General features: G+C 45.2%; 12 protein-coding genes. All 12 read left to right on the plus strand.

Annotated elements, in window-relative coordinates; all coding sequences use genetic code 11:
• Window positions 1–2: 2 nt before the first annotated feature.
• The 12 genes from NXS09_RS05720 to NXS09_RS05775 are packed head-to-tail and all read left to right on the plus strand — an operon-like array spanning window position 3 to window position 21,912.
• Window positions 3–1,331, plus strand: a complete 1,329-nt coding sequence (locus tag NXS09_RS05720; RefSeq protein WP_259291591.1) for a hypothetical protein — start codon at window positions 3–5, stop codon at window positions 1,329–1,331.
• On the plus strand, window positions 1,321–1,698 hold the full coding sequence (locus NXS09_RS05725) for a hypothetical protein (protein WP_259291592.1): 378 nt from the start codon (window positions 1,321–1,323) through the stop codon (window positions 1,696–1,698). Before NXS09_RS05720 ends, NXS09_RS05725 begins: the two co-directional genes overlap by 11 nt.
• Window positions 1,691–1,912: a hypothetical protein gene (locus NXS09_RS05730; protein ID WP_259291593.1), complete on the plus strand. Its 222-nt coding sequence runs from the start codon at window positions 1,691–1,693 to the stop codon at window positions 1,910–1,912. Before NXS09_RS05725 ends, NXS09_RS05730 begins: the two co-directional genes overlap by 8 nt.
• Complete coding sequence (locus NXS09_RS05735) at window positions 1,905–5,090, plus strand: FtsK/SpoIIIE domain-containing protein (protein WP_259291594.1); 3,186 nt, start codon at window positions 1,905–1,907, stop codon at window positions 5,088–5,090. The genes NXS09_RS05730 and NXS09_RS05735 overlap by 8 nt, the downstream gene beginning before the upstream one ends.
• Window positions 5,087–6,847, plus strand: a complete 1,761-nt coding sequence (locus NXS09_RS05740; RefSeq protein WP_259291595.1) for a Card1-like endonuclease domain-containing protein — start codon at window positions 5,087–5,089, stop codon at window positions 6,845–6,847. Before NXS09_RS05735 ends, NXS09_RS05740 begins: the two co-directional genes overlap by 4 nt.
• Window positions 6,844–7,431: a vWA domain-containing protein gene (locus NXS09_RS05745; protein WP_259291596.1), complete on the plus strand. Its 588-nt coding sequence runs from the start codon at window positions 6,844–6,846 to the stop codon at window positions 7,429–7,431. The genes NXS09_RS05740 and NXS09_RS05745 overlap by 4 nt, the downstream gene beginning before the upstream one ends.
• Window positions 7,424–8,152 carry a PP2C family serine/threonine-protein phosphatase gene (locus NXS09_RS05750; RefSeq protein ID WP_259291597.1) on the plus strand — a complete coding sequence of 243 codons (729 nt, stop codon included), beginning with the start codon at window positions 7,424–7,426 and terminating at the stop codon, window positions 8,150–8,152. The genes NXS09_RS05745 and NXS09_RS05750 overlap by 8 nt, the downstream gene beginning before the upstream one ends.
• Window positions 8,149–9,645, plus strand: coding sequence for a protein kinase domain-containing protein (locus NXS09_RS05755; protein ID WP_259291598.1), 1,497 nt, complete (start codon window positions 8,149–8,151; stop codon window positions 9,643–9,645). The genes NXS09_RS05750 and NXS09_RS05755 overlap by 4 nt, the downstream gene beginning before the upstream one ends.
• Window positions 9,642–13,031 (plus strand): DEAD/DEAH box helicase, encoded by a 3,390-nt coding sequence (locus tag NXS09_RS05760; protein WP_259291599.1) that lies wholly within the window; start codon window positions 9,642–9,644, stop codon window positions 13,029–13,031. The genes NXS09_RS05755 and NXS09_RS05760 overlap by 4 nt, the downstream gene beginning before the upstream one ends.
• Window positions 13,028–15,163, plus strand: a complete 2,136-nt coding sequence (locus NXS09_RS05765) for a hypothetical protein (RefSeq protein WP_259291600.1) — start codon at window positions 13,028–13,030, stop codon at window positions 15,161–15,163. Before NXS09_RS05760 ends, NXS09_RS05765 begins: the two co-directional genes overlap by 4 nt.
• On the plus strand, window positions 15,163–17,859 hold the full coding sequence (locus tag NXS09_RS05770) for a DUF8727 domain-containing protein (protein WP_259291601.1): 2,697 nt from the start codon (window positions 15,163–15,165) through the stop codon (window positions 17,857–17,859). The genes NXS09_RS05765 and NXS09_RS05770 overlap by 1 nt, the downstream gene beginning before the upstream one ends.
• A 3-nt stretch (window positions 17,860–17,862) precedes the next feature.
• On the plus strand, window positions 17,863–21,912 hold the full coding sequence (locus NXS09_RS05775; RefSeq protein ID WP_259291602.1) for a DUF2357 domain-containing protein: 4,050 nt from the start codon (window positions 17,863–17,865) through the stop codon (window positions 21,910–21,912).
• The last annotated feature ends 133 nt before the right edge of the window (window positions 21,913–22,045 follow it).

A 22,045-nucleotide genomic window follows, 5' to 3' on the forward strand; every position in this document is an offset into this window, starting at 1 on the left:
GAATGGCGCACGTATCAGTTGGACAAATTGAGAACCTCGAGGAGGCAATAGCCGGTCTTCAGTCGGCCTATGACTCGATGGAGAGTGCCTGTCAAGCCCAGATTGCTGCGGCTGAAGCCAAGTTGGCTGAAACGCAGCAGGAAGCTGATAGCAGTGCTCAACTACTGGACGCTGCTATGGAAGCCGAGATGGAGGCCGGGCAACAGCTGGAACAGACTAATGAGCTGCTCGCCTCGGCCAATGAGCAGTTGAGCTCTACTTGTTCATCTCTTTCTGCCTGCGAAGCGAGTGGCAGTTATGATGAGGATGGCAACTATGAACCTCCCAACTGTTCGTCTGAAGAAGCTGATTTCGCCGCCGCTGAATCAGCGGTCGCCGAAGCGGAATCCACTGTTATGGCAGCTGAGGAAGCGTTGGAAGCAGCGAAAAACCATCGCATGCAGATGGGGCAGAGAAATGAAATGGCTCGTCAGTGTCTTGATATGGCGAGTCAGCTGGCGGAAACCGTTCAGACGGAGTGTGCGACCCGGCTTGCCAGTGCGGCGGCTCACCTTGAGACTGGCAGAGCCCGGCTGAAAAGCGCGAAAACGGCTCTGAACGCCTACCTTGATACGCACCCTCCTGCAGCGGAGTTTTATTCATGGCTGAAATGGTCTCCGGACCCTAGCAAACCGGTTACTCCGAAAGACCTGCATTCTCGCCTGAATCTCTCAGTTGAACAGCTGCTCTATTATTTTGAATACCTCGCCGATCGTGATCCGGCATTCAGAGCCAAGATTGCCGACTACAGAAGCCAGCTTGAAGCTGCAAACGGTCCAGCAGAAAGGCATGCGGTTCAGCTCAAGATTCGCCGAAACCTGAGTGGATATTGTGCGGAAAAAATTGTGGAACAGGCATTAGGCCCGCTCGGATATAAGGCGGACACGCAGGCCCATACCACATTTGAGGACGGCCGATATACCAAAACAGATCTGATCATAGAGGACCTCAAAGTGCCAGTTATTCTCAGTCGCGGTGAAGTCATGAGTGCGCCTGCCGGTGGATCTATCGCCATTGAAGTGAAGTGCGGCCGGGCGTCGTACCTCTATTCTCAGAAAGACCACATGGTTTTTCAGTCCGGCGGACATCAGAAAGCCAATACCTCGATGACGGTATGTTCACGCGACATCAAGGATTTAACTCCAGAACAGGAAGAAGAACTGCGTGAAGCCCTTCGGAATGCCGGTTCACCTATAATGGGTATGCTCCCGACAAAAGACGAGATCGACAAAGCCTGCTGGGACATGGTGACCGATTCTATTGCAAATAACGGAGGAGCTTATGAAAATTAAAATCGCTCTGATACCCAGTGAACACACCAGTAAGGCTCAGGATCTTTCCTCCAAGCTCCAGAATGCGATGGAGGCAGGTGAGATGAGTACTGTTGACCAGCTCACGGAAGAGCTGATTTCATTAACGGATAGCGAGCAATCCTTGTCTCTGTCGGAAAAATACTGGCACCAGCTGATTGAAAAGGTCAGAAGCTTTGATGACGTTTTCAAGTCTGACTACGTCATGGCCAAACCGCAACTCGAGACGATTATTGCAGCCGGTGTGGCTGAAGCATTTGCGGATGTTTCAGGTGTTGTTGAGCGGGCATTGAAGGCTGATGGTGTCGTCCTCCAGCTACCGTTTGAAGAGGCGGATGCCGATGTTTGATGATTTATTTAATGCGACTTCACAACAGATGGGCAGATTTTCTGACACAGTCAGGGACGAGTTTGGCCAGTCAATTGTTTCAGACGTTTTCGAGCCTCTATTGCAGGACATATCCGGCCTTCAGAAAATGGGAGAGTTATTTCAAACCAGAGCTGCTGAAATTGATCAGCTAACAGGAGAACTGCAATCGATAGGAAGCATGAGCCATGAGTAAAAGTGGGAAACACAGGGAGTCCATGCCTAAGCGATTGTTTGATGCCGTTGGTGCATTGAATAAGGCGATTCTAAGGAAAGAAGATATCTTCCATCAGCTTGAAACAGAATTCAAGCAATCGGAGCAGGACTACGACAGAACCGTGGCTAATCTCAGAGCTATCAGCGACTCAGCAGAGAGAGGCGAATTCGTCGCGCTGTATGATAAAGATAGAGGCTTGCAGAAAGATCTGCAATCACTAAGCGATGAGATCCGCAGCATAGAGGATCATATCAAACAGATTGAAAAAGCTATCTCCGATCTCGAGAGTGATAAGGACAGACTTGACCGTGAAATCAACGAGCGCCCCATCTTAATTTCAATTGTGAAATATGTATTCGGTGATATTGAACGTGAGGAATCCGAAAGAATTCAAAGAGAAATTCAGCAGAATGAGCTTGGTAAAGATGATTTAATAAAAACAAGATCCAAACTCAGCTCCCGAAAGGCTGGTTTGGAGAATCGCCAGAATGACCTAAAAGTTGAGCTTTCCAATATACAGGCGAAGATTAAGCGGTTGAGCGATTCCAAACTCGCGGGAGCCAGAAAACGAAATGATGCGTTGAATGCTCTCAAGTCAAAAAAAGAGCGGATTCGAGATATGAAACAGCAGGTACATGATGATTTTGAGAAGGAATGGGTTTCGGCCCTCAAAAATCTTGATGACCTGTGCAAAAGAGTCCGCCAGCGCCAGCCGCATCTGAATGAGTTAACAATTGAAAATATCAACACGGGCACGCATTTTCCTGACGCTCTGGCATTCGGGCGTATGTACCTAACCTATCAGAACTGGAAAGGCTATATCCCACGACTGATCCCCTTTCCATTCAAGAAATCCCTCTGGTTGCCTGACCAGACTACAGGACATCGGCTGATTCACCAACTAATTCTCCGGCTGATGCACTGCATGCCGGTCGGCAATGTTGAAATTACCGCTGCAGATCCGCTGAGACTGGGCACGTCTCTGGGCCCCTTTCTTCCTCTGCTGAAAGTGAAGCGGCTCTTTCCCGAGCAGCGAGTGCTGACCCGGTCGGACGAGCTGGAAAATGCGCTGGCCCTGTTGACGGATTATGTCGAGGATCTGCTTCAGAATAAATTTAAGGGAGAGATTAAGAGCTGGTCCGCCTACAACTCGGCAAACAGCAGCAATCCCATACCCTACAAACTACTATCTATTTTCGGGATGCCGGAACAATTGACGGACAAAAGCCTCTGGTACCTTGGCCGCCTTCTGGAATACGGTCCTGTCTGCGGCGTGCTTCCGGTGTTGACCATTGATGAAGATCGGCTGGAGGATCGAAAGTTTACAGGACTACGCACCGCGATAGACAAATATTCTAAGAGAATGGATTCCATTGTTCCGGCAGAGATACTGACCAAGCATGTTTCTGAAATCAGCGTTGTGGAGGAACAGGAGTTCTGGCCAGAACGTTCTGAACTAGCGAATTTTCTGGCATCCATATCAGACCGATATGAACAGAGCTCAAAATTCAGTAAGAGTCTGACGGATCTCTGGTGCAATTCGGACTACTGGGGGCAAGACGCTGTTCAGGGCATACAGGTGCCGATCGGCTGGACTTCGAATGGCAAGATCGTTCCTTTCTCAATTGGCGGGGTGAATACCGAACACCATGTTCTTCTGGCCGGGCGTTCAGGCTCAGGTAAATCAAACTTGCTCCATATTCTGATTCATAGCCTTTGCCACACATATTCACCCTCAGAGTTGAATATCTATCTGCTGGATTACAAACAGGGCACAGAATTCAGTGTTTATGCTTCCCCTCCGCTGCCTCAGGCGAAACTGGTGGCCACAGAGAGTGATCCCGAATACGGTGTCACTGTTCTGACACATTTGACCGAGGAACTTGAAAAACGCGCTCAGGAGTTCAAAAGCCGGTCTGTCCGCGACTTTTATGAATACAGAGAATCTTCAACAACTGAACTTCCGCGTATTCTGCTGATTATTGATGAGTTTCAGATCCTGTTTTCTGAAGGCAGACAAGTAGCTGAACCTGCAGAGAAAATGTTGAACCAACTACTGAGACAAGGACGAGCCTATGGCATACATGTGCTGCTGTCCACGCAGACACTAAAAGGAATCCAGTCTCTTTCAATGGGTCAGCTAATAAGCCAGATCGGCTGCCGGATCGCCCTTGCCTGTAGCGAGGAAGATTCCGCGATGATTCTTGGCAACAGTAACTGGGAGGCTTCCAAATTGAGCAGCCCCCCAGAGGGGATCATTAACAATTCCAACGGGGCAAAATCGGCAAATCAACGGTTTCTGATTCCATTTGCCGATCGAGAATTGTGCAAAAATCACATTGCCAAGATTACTCAGGTGGCCAACCAACGTGGTTACAGTAGTTCGACAAAAGTATTTAACGGCTCGCGTCTGCCTGAAATGCCCGCAGTTGATTGGTTCAACTCAAAAAACCACGAAACGATACAGTTACACCTTGGTGAAAGGTTGAGTTTTGAAGCCGAACCGCTCTCGCTGGCTCTTGTTAACCGGCCGTCATCAAATTTGCTGATATGCGGCTATAACGACGCAATCCATGACGGACTGCTCGCCTCCATCCTTCAAAGCTTGGATTCTCAGGATGGCATTGATGAGATCATCTACTTTAATGGGCGCTCCATCATACCGGTGGGTGCATCAAAATATCTCGATGGTTCCGGGAAAAAAACCGTTTCCAAATACGATAGTGTTCCCACGCTGAATCTGACCGAGATTTCCGGGAAATTAAAGCAATCAAAAAGAATCGTGATTATTGACGGGCTGGATTTGACCAAAGAATTTCACTCCGGACCGGCGAGTGTTAGACCGGTGAAGAAAGATGAGCCATCTTCACCAGAAGAGAGTCTGAAAAAAATTCTCGAAGACGGTCCGCTACAAGGGACATTCGTTATTGCCTTTGCGGATAACTGGAAACGCTGTAATTTATCGTGCAAGGACCTGCTGGGATTCTTTGAGATGCGTGTCGGATTCTGCATGAATGAAGATGATGCAGGCTCATTCGTAAATGGAGCAATTGGAAAATTTAAAGGACTCGAAACAGACAATCGCGCTGTCTTTGCTGACCGCTTAAAGAATCAAGTCAGCTGGTTCCGTCCTTATGTAAATGGTGAAAAATTATGAAGAAATATTTAATGACATGGTACGGAATAACTGATTTCAGAGCCTCAATTGGACTGGAGCAGACAACCGGCCCCGTTCTGGGAGCTTTGCTGGCGGAAGACTACACTGATGTGGTTATCCTTGGTTTTACGCACCCAGATAAAACCAAGGATAAAACAGGTGCGTTTCAACAAAAAATAGAAAACATTGAAAGTGCTGACCCTGCAACTGCGAAAGAGAGTATTGATTTGTTCTCGAACTCAGTTGAGGCACACAACCACTTTACTCAATGGTTGGAAAATCAGCTTCGGGATGCCGGTAAAAAGGTCAATATACGTTTTCATCCCGTAGGCCTGAAGCATCTCAATGATACAGAAGGCATATATGAGGCTGCGACTCAATCTTTGAATATGGTTGCAGCATCTGAAGGTGAAAAACTGGTTACTCTCTACCTTAGCCCGGGTACTCCTGTTATGGCTTTTGTCTGGGCTTTTGCGGCTCTGAGGCATCCAACTCTTAAAAAACGCCTTATAGCATCTTCTCAGCTCGGAAGACCTCCGGAAAGAATCGCCCTGCCGAACGAGTGGCTAGAGTGGCACGGAAGACAGGTTCGAACAACTGATGAGGAACCTGATCAGTATGATGCCATTTTTCACCTGTTCGGCGAACAGCGGGTGCCGAACCTGCTTGGCGTGATCCAGTTTTCTAGCAGAAAACATATCTTTGTGAATTCCGTACAGTTCCCTGCCGATATCATGAAACAGTTTCTTAGAGAAGCTGAATACGGTGAAATTGCGGTGGATCCGTATGATCCTGAAAATGTCAGAACCACGATTCTAAATCTGATCGCGAAAATGCCTGCCGATGCGAAGATCGGTTTTAACTTAACGGGTGGAACCAAGTTGATGTATGCAGGAGCGCTTGCCGCCTGTCGCAAGGTGAATGCAACGCCATTCTATTTCAATAGCCGTAACAATCAGATGGTTTATCTCAATGACTTTAAAACCGTTGAAACAAAGCTGATTCCATCGGTAGAAACCTTTATCCAGCTCAACAGCAATAATCTGTTTATCTCGAAAGCTGGCTATTGGGCTGATATCCCCGGCATTGAATCTTCTGACCGGAAAAGTCTGACCAATGAGCTCTGGCAGGTGCGTTCTAAAATCTCACGGCTCTACAGAGAGCTTTCCCGTTACAACGATAGCTTTCAGCCGTTTGAACTGCACAATGGGGATATCTACGCAAAGCTCTCCAAGGATAAAAGTGCGAAGATAAGTATCGGTCCTAAGCACTTTGAGTTCAAAGAGTGGCCTGATTTTGCCAAATACCTCTCTGGCGGATGGTTTGAAGAATTCACCTTTATGAAACTTCAGCCCCTTGTTGATGCCGGTTTGATCAAGGATATGCGCATCGGCCTTGAAGTCTCATTCAAAGAGGATGATGCCGACAAGAGTTCATCAAGCTTTAGCGCACAGCTGAGCAACCTGTTTGGGGATACTTATCAGGAGCTTGATATTATCTTCACGGATGGACGACGTCTCTATGTCATTGAGTGCAAAGCTGGCAATGTGAACAGCGAGCACGTCATGAAGCTCCAGAATATCATCCGTTATTTTGGCGGAATTGAAGGCAGAGCTATTTTAGCTTCATGTTTTTACCCGAAAAACAAAGTCGTAAGAAAAAAGATCGACGACTCAAAAAACCTCCTGTCCGTATCAGGTAACAACCTCTTCAGGCAGCTGGAAGAAATGATTCAACCCAGAGGGCATCATCGATGAAAGAAGCCCTCTATATCATTGTTGATGTTTCCGGCAGTATGAATGAGATGGGGAAAATCCATCTACAACGGAATTTGTGTCGTTACGCGGCTCAACTGTGGGGCATTGATCAGCAAAAATATGCGGATTTAGACATCCGTTTTTATCAATGGTCACAGGATATTTCAAAGATCACCATTCAAACCGACGGGGATATTCCTGGCTTAAACGCTGAGGGCTCCTCGAACCTGTGTGAACTCTATGATTTCCTATCCCAGTATCTAAATGATAGCGGAAGCGCGAGGATTCTCATTCTGTCTGACGGCAATTTTCCCAATCCAGACATCGTAAGCTTTCAGAACCAATTGAGCAAATTTCCTGAGCTGATCATCCGAACTGTTGCAGTCGGCGCTGACGCCGACCTGCTGAAGTTAAAAAAAATATCCACAAACAACAGTGTTCATCTTTCAGAGAATATTTCCTCCGCAATTGACAGCACAATCTTTGGTTCTGATGAGCCGTTAATCACGCCAGTATCCACAGCCCGGATTCTGCAATCCGAACCGGCTGAAACAGAAGAGCCAGAGGAGGATTGGGATGCTTGATCAACTTTGGAAAAGCTGGGGTGCCACAGTAATCGGTCCCTTACATGTTAAAGCCGGGATTCCTAATCAGGATTCATGGATGGCACGTCGGTATAAATGGGGAAATGTCGTTGTTGTATCGGATGGCTTAGGCAGTAAGGCACATTCCGATCATGGTTCAAAAGCTGCTTGTCTTGCAGTTTTTGAGGCAGCCAAAAGCTACCAGAATACCCCCGATGCCAATATTATTGATATTTTAAGGCTCATTCATGCCAACTGGCTTGTGAAAATAGCCCCGTACTCTGCCTCAGATTGTTCGGCCACATGCCTTTTCGCCATCCAGATTGAAGAAATTATCACTCTTGGCCGCCTCGGTGACGGAATGATTGCCGCCCTTGGAGAAACTGAAGAAAATCACCTTATTCTCAGTGATAATAAACAGGATTCCTTCTCGAACTATACAAATAGCCTTCAGCAGGAGTTTAAACCCGATCAGTGGGAAACCGCGACGACTAAAAGCACCGTATGCAATGCAGTTGTGCTATGCACAGATGGCATATCCGATGATCTGTTACCCGAAAAGCAGATGATCTTTGCACAGGAACTCTACTCGACTTATGCAGACATGGAGTCGGAAAAAAGAAAAAGGGATCTCAAACGGTGGCTCAATGAATGGCCTGTCCCAGGACACTCCGATGACAAGACGATTGCCTGTTTGTTTAATAAAGGAGGTTCCCAATGAGCCAAAGATTCAACAAGTACGTAGATGAATATCAGAATGTACACATTAAGGACAAGGTGCTCGGTCAAGGTGGCCAAGGCGTTGTTTTCCGTACCAAGGACCCTGATCTGGCGATTAAGCTTGTTACAGATGAAAGCGGGAATCCTGTCACAAATGAAGAGCTGATGGAACGGTATTCAAATCGCTTTAAGCGCGTTCGGCTTCTGCCTCTGCCGGAAAGCCTGAATATATCCGTACCGGCAGCGCTGCTTCAGAACAATGCCGGTTATGTGATGCAGCTTTTGAGTGAGATGGTTCCGTTCAGCCATTTCTGGATAGATGGCAAGTCCGCAGAAAAAATTGGGCCAGGCGATATCCCAGCATGGCTTTCGGCAATGCCGGAGAACGAAGCTAAAAAGATCGTCCATTACTACAAAACTGGAGGGCTAAGGCGCAGACTTCATGCGCTCTACAAGTGTGCGTCATTATTGGCACGCCTCCATGGTAACGGCATGGTCTATGGCGACATATCCCCCAACAATATCTTTATTTCAGAAGGAATTGATGACTCATCAGTCTGGCTGATTGATGCCGACAATATTCGATTTGAAATCACCGCAGGCGGAAGTGTTGTTTACACACCCAAATACGGAGCCCCGGAGCTGGTTCAGAGCAAAGATGGTGGAAGACCATCAAGCGATTGCCATGCGTTTGCGGTGGTGGCTTTCTACCTGCTCTCGCTGATTCACCCTTTTGTCGGGAAAAAAGTGGATGGAACGGATGAAGGCGACTGGGCTGATGAAGAAAATGATGATGGAGATATTGAAGATAAAGCTTATGCCGGATTGTTCCCTTGGGTTGATGACCAAGATGATGATTCCAACTCTTCCGACAGCGGCCTACCCAGATCTCTTCTTCTTACAGAGAAGCTGACCGCTTTGTTTGAGGGCACATTCGGACAGGGAAGGACATCCCCTTTGTTGCGGCCGACAATCTATCACTGGCCTGAAGCTCTCGCTCAGGCAGCGGATATGACCGTCACATGCCCAGACTGCTCGATGAACTATTACTATGATTTCATTCACCCGGAAACAAAGGGTCACAATTGCCCTTACTGTAAAACGCAGAGGCCGCAGGTGTTCATCCTTGAGTCATATCGATGGAATGGACCTGACAAGCCCCTAAACTCACCATGCTGGCGCTATGTACGTGAGATCTCGCAGGAGTCAGAATTGACTGTACCGAGACGAGTCTTTGATGAGTTTACAATGCTTGATTCGGATACAGCAGAGATACTCATTTCTTCAAGCGATAATGACATTCTGATTAAAAAGTCAGACCACGGAAAAGCCGATTTGTCCGTTGCCGCTGATAGCCCCCCTCAAAGTGGTTTTCATAAGCTTTATTCACAGATGAAAATAGACCGAGTAACGCCGGATGTTCAGTTTTGGATATTCGCACATTTGAATAGTCCTCGGTTGGTTAAATGCATAATCAGCGGAGGTGGTAAATGAGACTAAAAGACATAAATGCTGAAATCACCTTTGAATTATGGATGAAACCGGAGCTGTCCGGAGAGACTCCAAACATGGGTATTGGATATATTGCCCCCAATAATGCTGGGCAGGCATACAGATTAAGAATTGATGGCCAACAGTGGAGCGTAGCGCTCCGGGACGCTTCGGCCGGAAAAGATCTGAATTTCCATTTAAAAAGAGGCTGTGCACACCTTGCCGAGGTAATGCAGGTTGCCAAGGACGGTAGTGCACTTGTGAAAGTCATCTTTTTCAATGGAGAAATTGTTGAAATTGGCGATGTGGAGATCGGTATTGATGAGCGCATAGAGTCAACAGCTAAACGAAATGGCATTCTGTTTAATGGAGTCAAAGAACTGGGAAGTATATTAAACGAGAAGTGCAAAATCAGCGTTGGCAACGAAGATTTCTTTCTTCTTATGAGTGGTCCATCCGCCAAGGCTGACTTTGAAGAGGATACTCTTGATGAAGACTCGACTGAAGTTCAAGCCGTTGTTCAGGAGAAGTACCGGGAATTCTCTATCTATGGCGAGAGAGTTCGTATCCCGGTTGAAAGGCGCAATATCGATAAATCAAAGGATATCTATTTTGCGACCAAAGCGGTCTTTAGAGATAATCAGAAGAGTGAAGGCTCATTGCGTCTTGCAAGGGGGGCGGTTCAGTTTTCTGATTATACTAAGACGGGGCGCATCCCTGCTTTAGCTGCTGGAGCTATGAGTCAGCTTACCAAGGAAACCGGGAACTACTTGAAACAGTGGGACGAATACGGTGCTATTGAAGGTGAAATGCTGTTGGCAAGGGCAAAAGCCGTAGGTCGAATAGATTTTCATGGCACAGAGCAGACAACAAAAGGAGTGAAGTTCTTTGTGCCGTCCATCCCGGATCAACTTACCGAAGGTGATGAGATTGAGATCACTTCCGAGGAGCCTTTATATATCAAAAATCCAGATATTACTTGGGAAGCCTACAGCGCGGCTCTAGAAGAAGAATTTATATCCAAAAGGGATCAGAAAAAGAATGATGCTGAAATGCCAGTTTCTGTCTATGCCCCGATCCTTAAACTTTCAAAAACCAGCATTGAATTGGATCTGCCGTCAATTCCATCTGGCCAGATGTTTTTGATTCTATCTATCAATGGTGACAAAATTCAAATAGAAAGACGAATGCGGGCACGATCAGCCATTTTGGAAGGCCGCTGTGCCAATCCACTTCTCGGTCTGTTGATTGAAGAAGGAGGTAGGCTCCCGGACATACAGCGCGTTACCAAAATAAGACCTTTAACATCTTTTGTGAAAGAGAAGATTTTTAAGCACCCCCCCACAGACAGGCAGATAGAGGCCATCGACATCGCATTGAACACTCCGGATATTGCTCTTATTCAGGGGCCTCCAGGAACAGGGAAAACAACTGTTGTTACAGCCATTCTTGAAAGGCTCAACGAGGAATATGACAAAACCAAGTTAATAAGAGGTCAAATACTTGTCTCTGGTTTTCAGCATGATGCCGTTGAAAATATCGTTACAAGGCTAAGTGTTAATGCACTTCCGGCTGTTAAGTTCGGCAAGAGATCCGGTGATTCGGAGTTTACGGAAGATGCTGTCACTGAAAGAATTAACAAATGGTGCTCTAACGTCGCCGAGAATATTCGAAACAAGAATCCTCAAATTGCTCAGACAGAGGATCAGGTAAGACTGGGTGAGCTGTTTGCTGCATATTCATTGTGTCCCTCTAAGAATAACACCGTCAGTTTAATGAAGCGTATTCTGGAGTTGCCCAGAGACGTGATTTCTGAAGAGGTCATTAATGAAGCTGAAGAAATTATCAATTCCCTGCAGACGGAACTGAAACCGAATGATCCTTCCACCTTGCGTCTCGTTCGCGCTCTTCGTGTCAGTGAAGCTGCCTTTGTAGACGACGGTGCGGCAAGAGCTGTCGATTTGCTGAACAAGATCGAAAACGAATCAACCCATTTAGATTTAAGCGTTCTTGAAAAAGCGGCCCGGTGGCGAAGCGGTAAGCCGCTGAGTTTTCTTCCAGAGCTGAGAGGGTTGAAAGAGTCGCTGCTCTATAAATATCTGCCTTCACCCGACTTCAGGACAGAAAAACCAAGAGAGGATGTGTTGAGATTGGTGGCAATGGTATCTCAACTTCTGGAGAAAAAACTCAATTCAACCAATAAACGGGATGCAATCCTGGCAGAGTTTTTACATGAGCTTGAAGATAATCCTGATGGTGTTCGTGAAGCCATCGCGGATTACAACTTTGTGTATGCCGCAACCACTCAGCAGTCTGTCGGGAAAGACATCATTCGCTCAAAGAATAAAAACGTCCGATATGATCAGCGAACGGAAATGGTTAAGTACGATACGGTGATCATAGATGAGGCCGCAAGAACCAGCCCGCGAGACCTGCTTATTCCGATGTCTCAGGCGGAAAAAAGGATAATCCTTGTCGGGGACCACAGGCAGTTGCCCCACTTGATTGACGAAGAGGTCGCCAGAGCCTTGGAAGGTGATGATTCATCTGGTCCACCGGTTGATGTCGATTTTGTGAAGAAAAGTATGTTTGAGTATCTGTTCAACCGCCTGAAAAAACTGGAGAAGAAGGATGGCATCAAACGAACCGTGACGCTGGATGCTCAGTACCGAACACACCCACTGCTGGGTGATTTTGCCAGCAATAATTTTTACCATAAATATAATGAGGATTATCGGTCTCCATTATCTGCAAGCCACTTTCAGCAATATCTTCAAGACATAGAAAACAAAGCCGCTATCTGGATTAATGTACCTAACAGTCAGGGGAAGGAAACTGTCTTGCCCAGCCGAAGCAGGCAGAGAGTATCTGAAGCTAAAGTTATAGCAGAGTACGTGAACAAATGGATTAGCTCTGAAGAAGGTTACGGGCTGAGCTTTGGTGTTATCAGTTTTTATAAGGCCCAGGTATTTGCTGTTTATGAAGCTCTGCAAAAATTCGGCATTACGGAACGGGCCCAGGATGGTACATGGCAGATATGCCAAGAATACCGCTTTCTTGAAAATGGTGAAGAGCGGCTCCGCATCGGCACTGTTGATGCCTTTCAGGGTATGGAATTCGATATTGTTTTGCTTTCCATAGTAAGATCTCAGGACATAAACGCCTTACCGCCTCATATACGCAACGAGCAGGATTACAAGAAAAAGCAGCAAAAACTATTCGGTCATCTCATGTCAGAAAGCCGCCTATGCGTCAGCATGAGCCGTCAGAAGAAGGTTTTAGCCATTGTGGGAGACAGCACTCTTGCGAACACCCAGATAGCAGTGGATGCTGTTCCAGCTCTGAAAAACTTCTATGATTTGTGCCATGAACAGGGGGTAATCCTATGAGTTCAAAACCAAAAGATTATCGCCCTAAAATAATTAGCTTCCATCAAACATTAGATGGGTTAAATATAGCGGCGAAACAAGATATTCTTTGGCCATGCCATGCTTTCAGTATTTCTATTCCGAAAAAGAAACAAAGTAGACTCAATATATTTGAGGAAACTGTTTTGAAGATAACAGAGATTGAATCCGGCTATACAGAAAAGATTGCGTGGCTCACTTGTCTGGAAAAGGAATTGGTGGTCTTTATTCAGAATCGTCTCAACCAGCTCGACCTTTTGAATGAGCGGTATGAGTTGTCTGAGCACGGACAGGAACTTCTGAACGAGTGGCAAAATAAATCAGACGGTAATCTGGAATACACCGTGGCCACAGTGTTTGTAGATCTGCTGTCCGGGAAACTTCTTCCCTATGTCAGCACGGATCAGTTGAGCTATAAAAAAATCTCAAGGATTGGTGACAACGGATTTATTAATTTTCTAATCAATCCAACCAATGAGAAGTCGATAAGTGCAAGACAGATACGCCCTGCAAAAGACTCTTTTTGGAAAACAGTTCCCGACTCCAACGATATCATCAGAGCTATAAGAGAGTTTAAGAAGAAATATAAACGGCATGCTCTGTTGAACCAAGCTATCGATCAGTACCCGCCTCCGGTTCCAATGGCTGAAGCCATATCCTTACGTGAGAATCCGGAACTGGTTTACTTACATTGCAATGCTCTTATCCAGACAGGCAACTCTGACCTTCTGGTGACGGATGGATGCGGCTTTGGCTTCTCTGAAAGCTTTGCTAATTACCTTACTTCTCAGGACTGGAAGTGGGTCATAGACTTGAAGAAAAAAGGTATTATCGACAAGCTGAGTCCAAATCCAAGCAATGAAGAGGCTGAAGATGAATCTTCAGCGGCAGACGGGTTGAAGAAATATCCACGGATAGCTCGCCCACTTCGACACGCACAAGAGTATCTGTCTGATGCTAAAAAGATTAATATAGACTCATCTAATGATGAGCAGGAATTTGTCCGTTTGACCGGCTTGGCGGTAGTTGCCTTGTATGAAGCCATAGAGTGGGCATTACGATTTGTTGTATCTGATAACCCTGTGACTCACTGGGAACACTTGTTCTCGTCACAGTCCTACCGGGAAAATGACAAGATACTGCGCTCATTTGCCACCAAGATTGGGTTTGATGTTTCGGACAGTGTGAAGGCCCTGCTTCAAGTTAAACCTGGTAAAATCAGAGCTGTTGACCGTGGTGTTTCCGAGATGCAGCCGCTACTGGCTCTGGCAATAGCGGGGGCGATAAATGATCCGAACCATCCTCTGAACCATTTGGCCATTGAAGACTCAGGATGTCTTTCTTTTATCAATATACTGAAAGAAGTCAGGGACCCGGTATCCCATGGAAGCTCTACAGATGTTGAACTTTCACTGAAAACCCTTGAAGGTTATCGTGATAGAGCTACTCGTCTCATCCAGGTGCTAATACCGGATATACTGGATATAACCGAAGATGCCTATACAGCAAAACCAAAACAGGAAAGAGATATTAATCAGATCAGATTGAAGGCTAGGATTGAACTGGACTATTTATTGGGGCTTGAATTTGTTGAAACTGTTTCCCCGTCGTTACGAGAAGAGTTAATCAGAGTAATGGTCATAAGTCAGAGTACAACTCTGAATAACGAGCAGCTTCAGCTCTGCATAAATTTACTGGCATCCATTATGCAGCTGTCGTTATTTGAAGTTGTCAAAGAACGGAGATTTTCAATCAAAAACCAAACCAACCTGAAAGAAGAGGCGATTGAGAAAATCGTTCAATCTGGGTTTTACCCCACCCTTGATGCCATTCCCGAACAAATCAGTACGGTAAATACCACACGACTCTCCCGGGCTGTTCAAGGCTCAAACATAACTCTAGGAGCTAACCTTCTTGCAGTATTTTTATTGGGATCAGAAAATGAACTGATTGAGCTACAAAAAAAAGATTCAACGTTTGTTAAATTTGTTGCCGACTTGATCCAACTGCGTGGACACGGCAATAAACAGCAATCTGACTTTTCACGGGACGACATGGAGTCATTAAAAAACAATGTATTCAAGTCAATACAGATAATAATGGAGGTCTTCTAATGGACAACAAAAATAAGCAGAACCCCCAGTCTTCTGCAAATAATGAATGGGGAAATCAGGCTGATAAAACAATGAACGCGGCAGAAGCTAACTTCCTGAATAAGCAACAGGAACTGAAAGAATTAGAAGCCTCTCTGACTCAAAAAGAAGCGACTATCGCACAACGGGAACAAGAGTTAAAGGCTACTAAAGACGCTATAGCAAAAGAGCAAGCTGAGCTGAATGACAGACGTGTTCACCTTGAAGAGATGGAGCTTCAGGCAAAAAATGGTTTCCCGAAGCTCTTTGAGGAAAAGTTTACTGGTTTCAAAAAACAATTGGAGCAGCAGGAAGCTAAATATATGAGCGAGCTGGCATCACTTGAAGCTGACAAGGAGAAATTGCGGCAGAGAGAGCTCGCAGTTCAAAAGGCTGAAATCCAAAGGGACAATGGGTATGCAGATGCCAGGACAAAGCTTGATGACGAGCTATTCAATCTTCGGAAAGAACAGGAAAAGGATCTGGAGTCAAAACGGGCAAGTGCTTTGACTGCCATTGAAAAAGAACTTACAGAGGAGAGAGTCTCCAGAATAGCAAGCATGGAGAAAGAGATTGCTGATAGGCTGAAAGCTCATGAAGCGGCTATTCAACAGGATAAGGATGAACTCGAACAAAAAAGAAAGGCGTTCCAGGAGGAGAAGGCTGAGCTTGATGAGCTCAAAGATGAGCTTGAGTACCAAAAGCAGCGCCTTCAATCCAGACAAGACCAACTTGAGGAAAGAGAATCAAATTTGAACCTTGAGGTGAATGCCAAAGTTGCTGAACGGAAGCAATCTTTCGAGAGTGAGAAGTCTGTGCTTAATGATGAAATTGCCCGTTTGAGAGAATCCATCAAAACAAGCAGTGCCCTCATTTCAAACTTTGAAGAACTAAAGTATAAACTCGGTGACGAAGATCCGGCTGCTGTTTTACTGAAGTTGAAAACCTATGAAGAGGAAATTAAAAAACTGCGTGATGACCTTGCCACACGCCCGACATATGAAATGCAGGAAGCTTTTGACCGTTTGAAATATGAGAAAATTGGAATAGAAGATGCATTCGAACGGCTCTCTGAAGAAAATAGATCTCTCAAAAATTCTGCTCGTGAACAATTAAATCTTGAAATACTGAACGAAGAACTAACCGATAAAAATAAATATTTACAGCGACGGTTTGAATCAGTTGATGCCGAAAATAACCGGTTGATGGAAGAGCTGAAACGTTTACAGTCTTCTTACGAGCGTGAACAGGACCGCGAGGCGAGGATTCGGGACATTGAAACTCCATACATTCAAAAGGAACTGCCTCGTGCGGTAGATAAAGTTGAAGAGCTTCAATGGCTGGATGGAATCAGTAAATCCTGCATTGATTATGGCCTTAAATTCCCACGACGAATTTTATACGCATTCCACACCGCTCTAAAAACCTCCGAGTGGTCCCCTATGACTGTTCTGGCAGGTGTTAGCGGCACTGGCAAATCTGAGCTACCAAGATTGTACTCACATTTTGGCGGCATCAACTTTCTGAGTCTGTCCGTTCAACCGAACTGGGACAGCCAGGAATCTATGCTTGGTTTTTTCAACTCCATCGATAACAAGTTCGATGCCCAGCCTGTTCTGCGTTTATTGGCACAAAGTCAAAAAGCTCACACAGAAGATTATCCTTTTGGACTTAAAGATGTCATGAGTCTAATACTGATGGATGAAATGAATCTTGCTCATGTTGAACTCTATTTTGCAGAATTTTTGAGTAAGCTTGAGCTGCGGCGTGGTCGCAAAGGTAATGAGGTACCGAGCCTTGAAGTTAAGCTTGGTGCAGGTATCCAGCACTATGACCTACCTTTAGGAAGAAATGTACTCTGGGCTGGAACAATGAATCAGGACGAGACAACCAAATCTCTTTCAGACAAGGTTCTTGATAGGGGGATTGTAATCAACTTTCCTCGCCCAACCACTCTGGAAAGGCGCCTTCAACTGAAGCCGTTGGGGGACCAAGCCCCATTATTGTCTCGCAAACTGTGGGAGAGCTGGTGGTGCAGAGAAAGCAAATTCAACGACGATCAGATTTTGCCATTCAAGGGTTTCATTGAAGAAATGAATACCTCGTTGTCCAAGGTTGGCAGGGCTCTGGGACACAGAGTATGGCAGTCCATCGAATACTATATGGCTAACTACCCTGATGTGCTAGAAGCTCAGAGAAACAACGATGATGCAGGCTTGGAAAGGGCAATGAAAATCGCCTTTGAAGATCAACTGGTTCAGAAGGTTATGCCTAAATTACGAGGAATTGAAACCAGAGGGAAATCCAAATCGGACTGCCTTGATAAAATTCGAACTCAACTGGATAACGATAACTATACGATAATCGAAGACTTCGATCTGGCTTGTGAGTTTGGTTACGGTCAGTTTATCTGGAACAGTGCCAATTATTTAAAGGATGCTAATATGGATAACAACGACAAAGACTTAAATGAAACTGACATAACCCAACAAGTAGATGTTAGTATAAATTCTGTACCAATGAACACAGATATTCCAGAACCTTTACAAGCATTCGCTAAAAAAGAAGGAAAAGAGCTTTGGCAGTTAACTATGCATGAGATTAGAGATACGATGCAATGTAATGCCAAAGAAGCCAAGGAACTAAAAGAGAAATGCAATCAAACTAAGGGACTATAAAGAATGAGTGACTCATTAGATATTGATTCTATCGAGTCTTTTTATAAGGCATTAAACGATCGGGATGAAATAAAGGCCAAGGCTCTTTTGATGCTGATGCTGCGCAACTGGCTGACGGAAGTATCAAACTTCGACCCTGTTTCCGGGAATGCCCTGCATACCGGCATTATCGACTTTTTAGATGTCGTGGCAAAATCGGTGCAGGAAGAGTCACCTGAGTGTGAGATAAAGGATCGTATCTATCGAATTGTATCGCACTCGAAGGAAGCTGTTCTGGCTATCATGGAGCATACTCGGGATAAGATATTACGGGAACATGCCATGCTGCCGATACATGCAGCAAGAGAGGTTGACAGCAATAGTGTTCAATGGCTCAGCCGTCAGCCGGGAAGAACAATCCGCGAGAAGCTTTCTGGCAAGCCATATATGAAGGCTGTCAGGCGGAGATCCAGTGTTGATACGGCAGAAAACCGACTTTTAAGAGCTTTTCTATTCCGGCTGGAACAAATTCTAATTGAAAGACAGAATGTTTTATCAGCAGCGGCAGAAGAGATTTGCGAAGAATTGCTTGTTTCCATCCAGCGCTGGCTCAGAACTGAAGATGCCGCTGAAATCGGTGCGTGGGGAAATTTTCCTCCTAACAACACACTTCTTCAGGATAGGCGTTATCGAAAAGTCTGGGATGGTTGGCTCTGGCTCCAAGCTATCGATGAGCAGATCATAGAGGATAGCAAAAGAGTCCATAGAGATATCCTTAGTGTTATTTATTGGAATACCCTTTCCTTGCTCAACCATAGTGGTCGCTTTCGGACAGTTCAGCAACCGGTCGGTATCGACTATGATAATTTTTCTATAGCTACAGAATTACCCGTTCGAGGATATTTGTTTCCTGCGTACGACGCAAAGATAAGGGGGAAGATTAAGTTCATAAAGCCCGATAAGTCATTCGGATTTATAACTTCTGATGATGGAAGAGACCTATATTTCAATCCATACAATCTATCTCGAAAATTAGACATCAATTCCCTATCCACTGGAGATGAAGTTTCTTTTGTTATCGGAATCAACCAACAAGGCGAATGTGCTGACGACATAACCTTTCCAGCAGGAATCATACCTGTAGAGTTCAACTTGACGGGCGATACATGGGAGATAAAAGTCGGTGGGGATAAGTGTTTACTACAGATCGTTTCCGGTAATCTTGTTATTGAGCAAGCTCAGGGTGGAAAAAAGAAATTAAAAATAGAGCCAGCAACTCTCAAAGAGATCCCAAAGAAGATATTGTCATTAGTCACGGATGCCTCGTTTGAATATTCTGAACAGACTAATAATCAAAGTGGCCCAATACGGGTAGATAGTTCTGTTGTAGACCTGTGTTCTATCCGTCCGGTATTCACGAATAATACTGGCTCTCAAGCGCATCTACCGTTCAGATTACTTCAGCAGCACTGGCCCCTAAATGTTAATGGGGGGTTAGTGATAGACTGCGGTCACGCAAAATCAATCATTCTGCGTTCCGATATTGAAACGGTCAGTATGAGAAGCCTCTTTTCACATAGCTCAACACTACTCGATGCCACTAAAAGCAGTGCGTCGATGTTTTTTATTAAAAAGTTGAGTGACTATATCAAGACAGACAAGCTGACCTATCTTATCCCTGATTGGGGCAATGACTTTGATTTGGAGGGAATAAGAAAAAGCGTCAATTTTTATTTTGATGAGTCGACCCCGCTTCCCAAAAGCATAGCTGCTATCTTTGCATGGCAATCATCGAAAAAATTTGTACAGGATAGAGTCCGAGAGAATGATTTTGTGCTGGTGGTTGATTCATTTGACGGTGGCATTTCAATAACCCCTGTTCAGGCAATATATCAACAAGAGCTGGCCGAAATATTGCCTGAGACACAAGGCATGAGCTGGGAACGACACCCTACGGTTATTGTGCCAAATAGAAGTATTCATACTGCCATGGCCCGCAATCTTGACCGTAATGGATGCCAAACATCCGAAGAACTCCTCCATTTGTTCGGTTTCGATGGTTTAGCCAGTGATTCTGGAGAAGTATCCTTTGTGAAAGATGATCACGGGTATCACTTGCCGTGTTCTATTCGGGAGGTTCTGACTCAGGATTTAGATCCCAATATATTATCAACAGACATTATCAATGACTGCCTGAACTACTCTACAAGCAGGGATTGTCGAGGAGTTGGTGTCTTTATCCTGCCTCTTGAGGATACAATCAGAAAATCTGATGTGCGAATGGATTACAAGTGGCTGGGGTCTGCATGGTCACCAATTAAAGGCTGCCAGACTTTAAACAGATGGCAGGAAGAAGTTGGTGACATTGCTCTTTGGCGTGATCATCTGCCAGAACTGTCGATCAAAATCGTTCGTGATGGACACTTTGAAAATTTCTATCTGGTAAAAGATGCGACAGTAACACCGAAACGTGGCAGAACAGTGAATATACCAGTAGAAGAGTCATTTACTCTTCCAGCAGGACAAACACATTACAGTTTTCCTCTACAGCAGGGAGAAGGCAAGAAAGAGCTGCAGTTTGTTGCATACCTGAAGTCGCCAGCATTTCCTTTGAAGAGGGATACGACCTGCAAACTGAAAATGACCTATACCTATGGTGCGGATAATCCATACGAACTCAAATTCATTCCATTGGATTCAGCAGAAACAGGTTTTAAATCTATTCGGGTTGAATGGCGCCCAGCATCAGAGGGGGCGGCTGCCGATCTTGAGAACTTACCGGTTCCAGATTTTCCAGCTCGTAAAAGCTGGTCCGATTTTCAGAAGTTTCCTAAAGAAGATGGCAAGAGCTTCTCTGACCTTCTGGATTGGTGTTGCTCCAAAATTGCAGGCTTGAATGATCTGATCTCGTTCGATTATGAAGAGGAATTTCAATCTATCCTTAATAGAAGAAAAGTCGGCTATTTGGAATGGGGAACCACTGACCGTACCGGGAAATACTATTGCCGAGTCAATGTTGAGGGAGAGAGTGTATTTTGCCACAGTTCCCAATTTATTGAGGCTGTTGATGAAAATTCCCTATATGAAGGATGTCCGGTTTATCTAGATGTTTTTACTAATGAAAAAGGTCCTGCCGGATCAAATATATCATTTTCAGAGAGCTTACCCTCACGGCTCCTAGAGAAGGCACAGGATACCATCGATCAGAAGCTTTCAAGAATGATAGAGTATGCTGAAAAAGGAATTTTCAGTCTCCGATTTCCAGTATTAACCATCTGGAATCATGGCCACTCCCTTTCAGAGTCAGATGTGCCGGACTATTTTAGGAACGCGATATTCGAAGGTACTAAAAAGATCATATCAATCATTGAGTCAGAAAATATGCCGGAAACTCTTAAAGAGGAGCTTTTCTTCTTTCTGTGCTGTCTACATAAGGATGCCCCCAGAATTGTTGGCTCCCGGCTTCTTAATGCAGTAAAGGATAAAAAGCTTTTGCGGAGGTACTACAAGAATATTGCATTCGCCATAGGTAATGCCGAGCTACCTTTCCAACAAGAGCTGTTGGAGAATGTTATCGACCCTATTGATAATGAGGGCCTGACCAGATCCATTACTATGGAGGTTTTGTCGATAGCCCTTTGGCGGTCTAAAACATTGATCAACAAATTGACGAAAGAGGAGCTCGGAGCTTTATCTAGAAACTTATATGGCTGCCTTGAGTTCGACATCCAGAAGGTTGTCAATTATAGGAAAGGATATCAGATAGCGACTCTCTGTAAGCATTTGGAGCTTCTTCTTGCACTCCTGAGAAGCCGAGGGATTGAGGGCGAAGAGTTCAAAATGGTTTTCGCCCCGGATAATGAACTGACCAAAAAATATGTGACCTTGGTAGATGATGTTTCCAGAATAGTGATCAGTAGTGACATCGAGCTGAAGTCTCGAATCAGCCTTCAAATTGAAAAGCCGGAAACGTTCTGCAACACACCCGATCTGCTATACGCATTGCGGATGTACCTAACGGGAAACTCTGGAGCAAACACTATTGTTATCACAGGAGTCAGTGATGAAGACTGAGGTTTGTTTAACACCCCCGAGTATGCAATCGAGAATCGAACCCATGTCCGTTCTCTGTTTTGGAAAAAGGTAGTGTAAATGATCTGCTCCCCAAAAGTTGGACTTTAATCCAACTAATTAAGGAGCAGATTTT

Source organism: Neisseria montereyensis (genome assembly GCF_024834045.1).
Classification (GTDB): domain Bacteria; phylum Pseudomonadota; class Gammaproteobacteria; order Burkholderiales; family Neisseriaceae; genus Neisseria; species Neisseria montereyensis.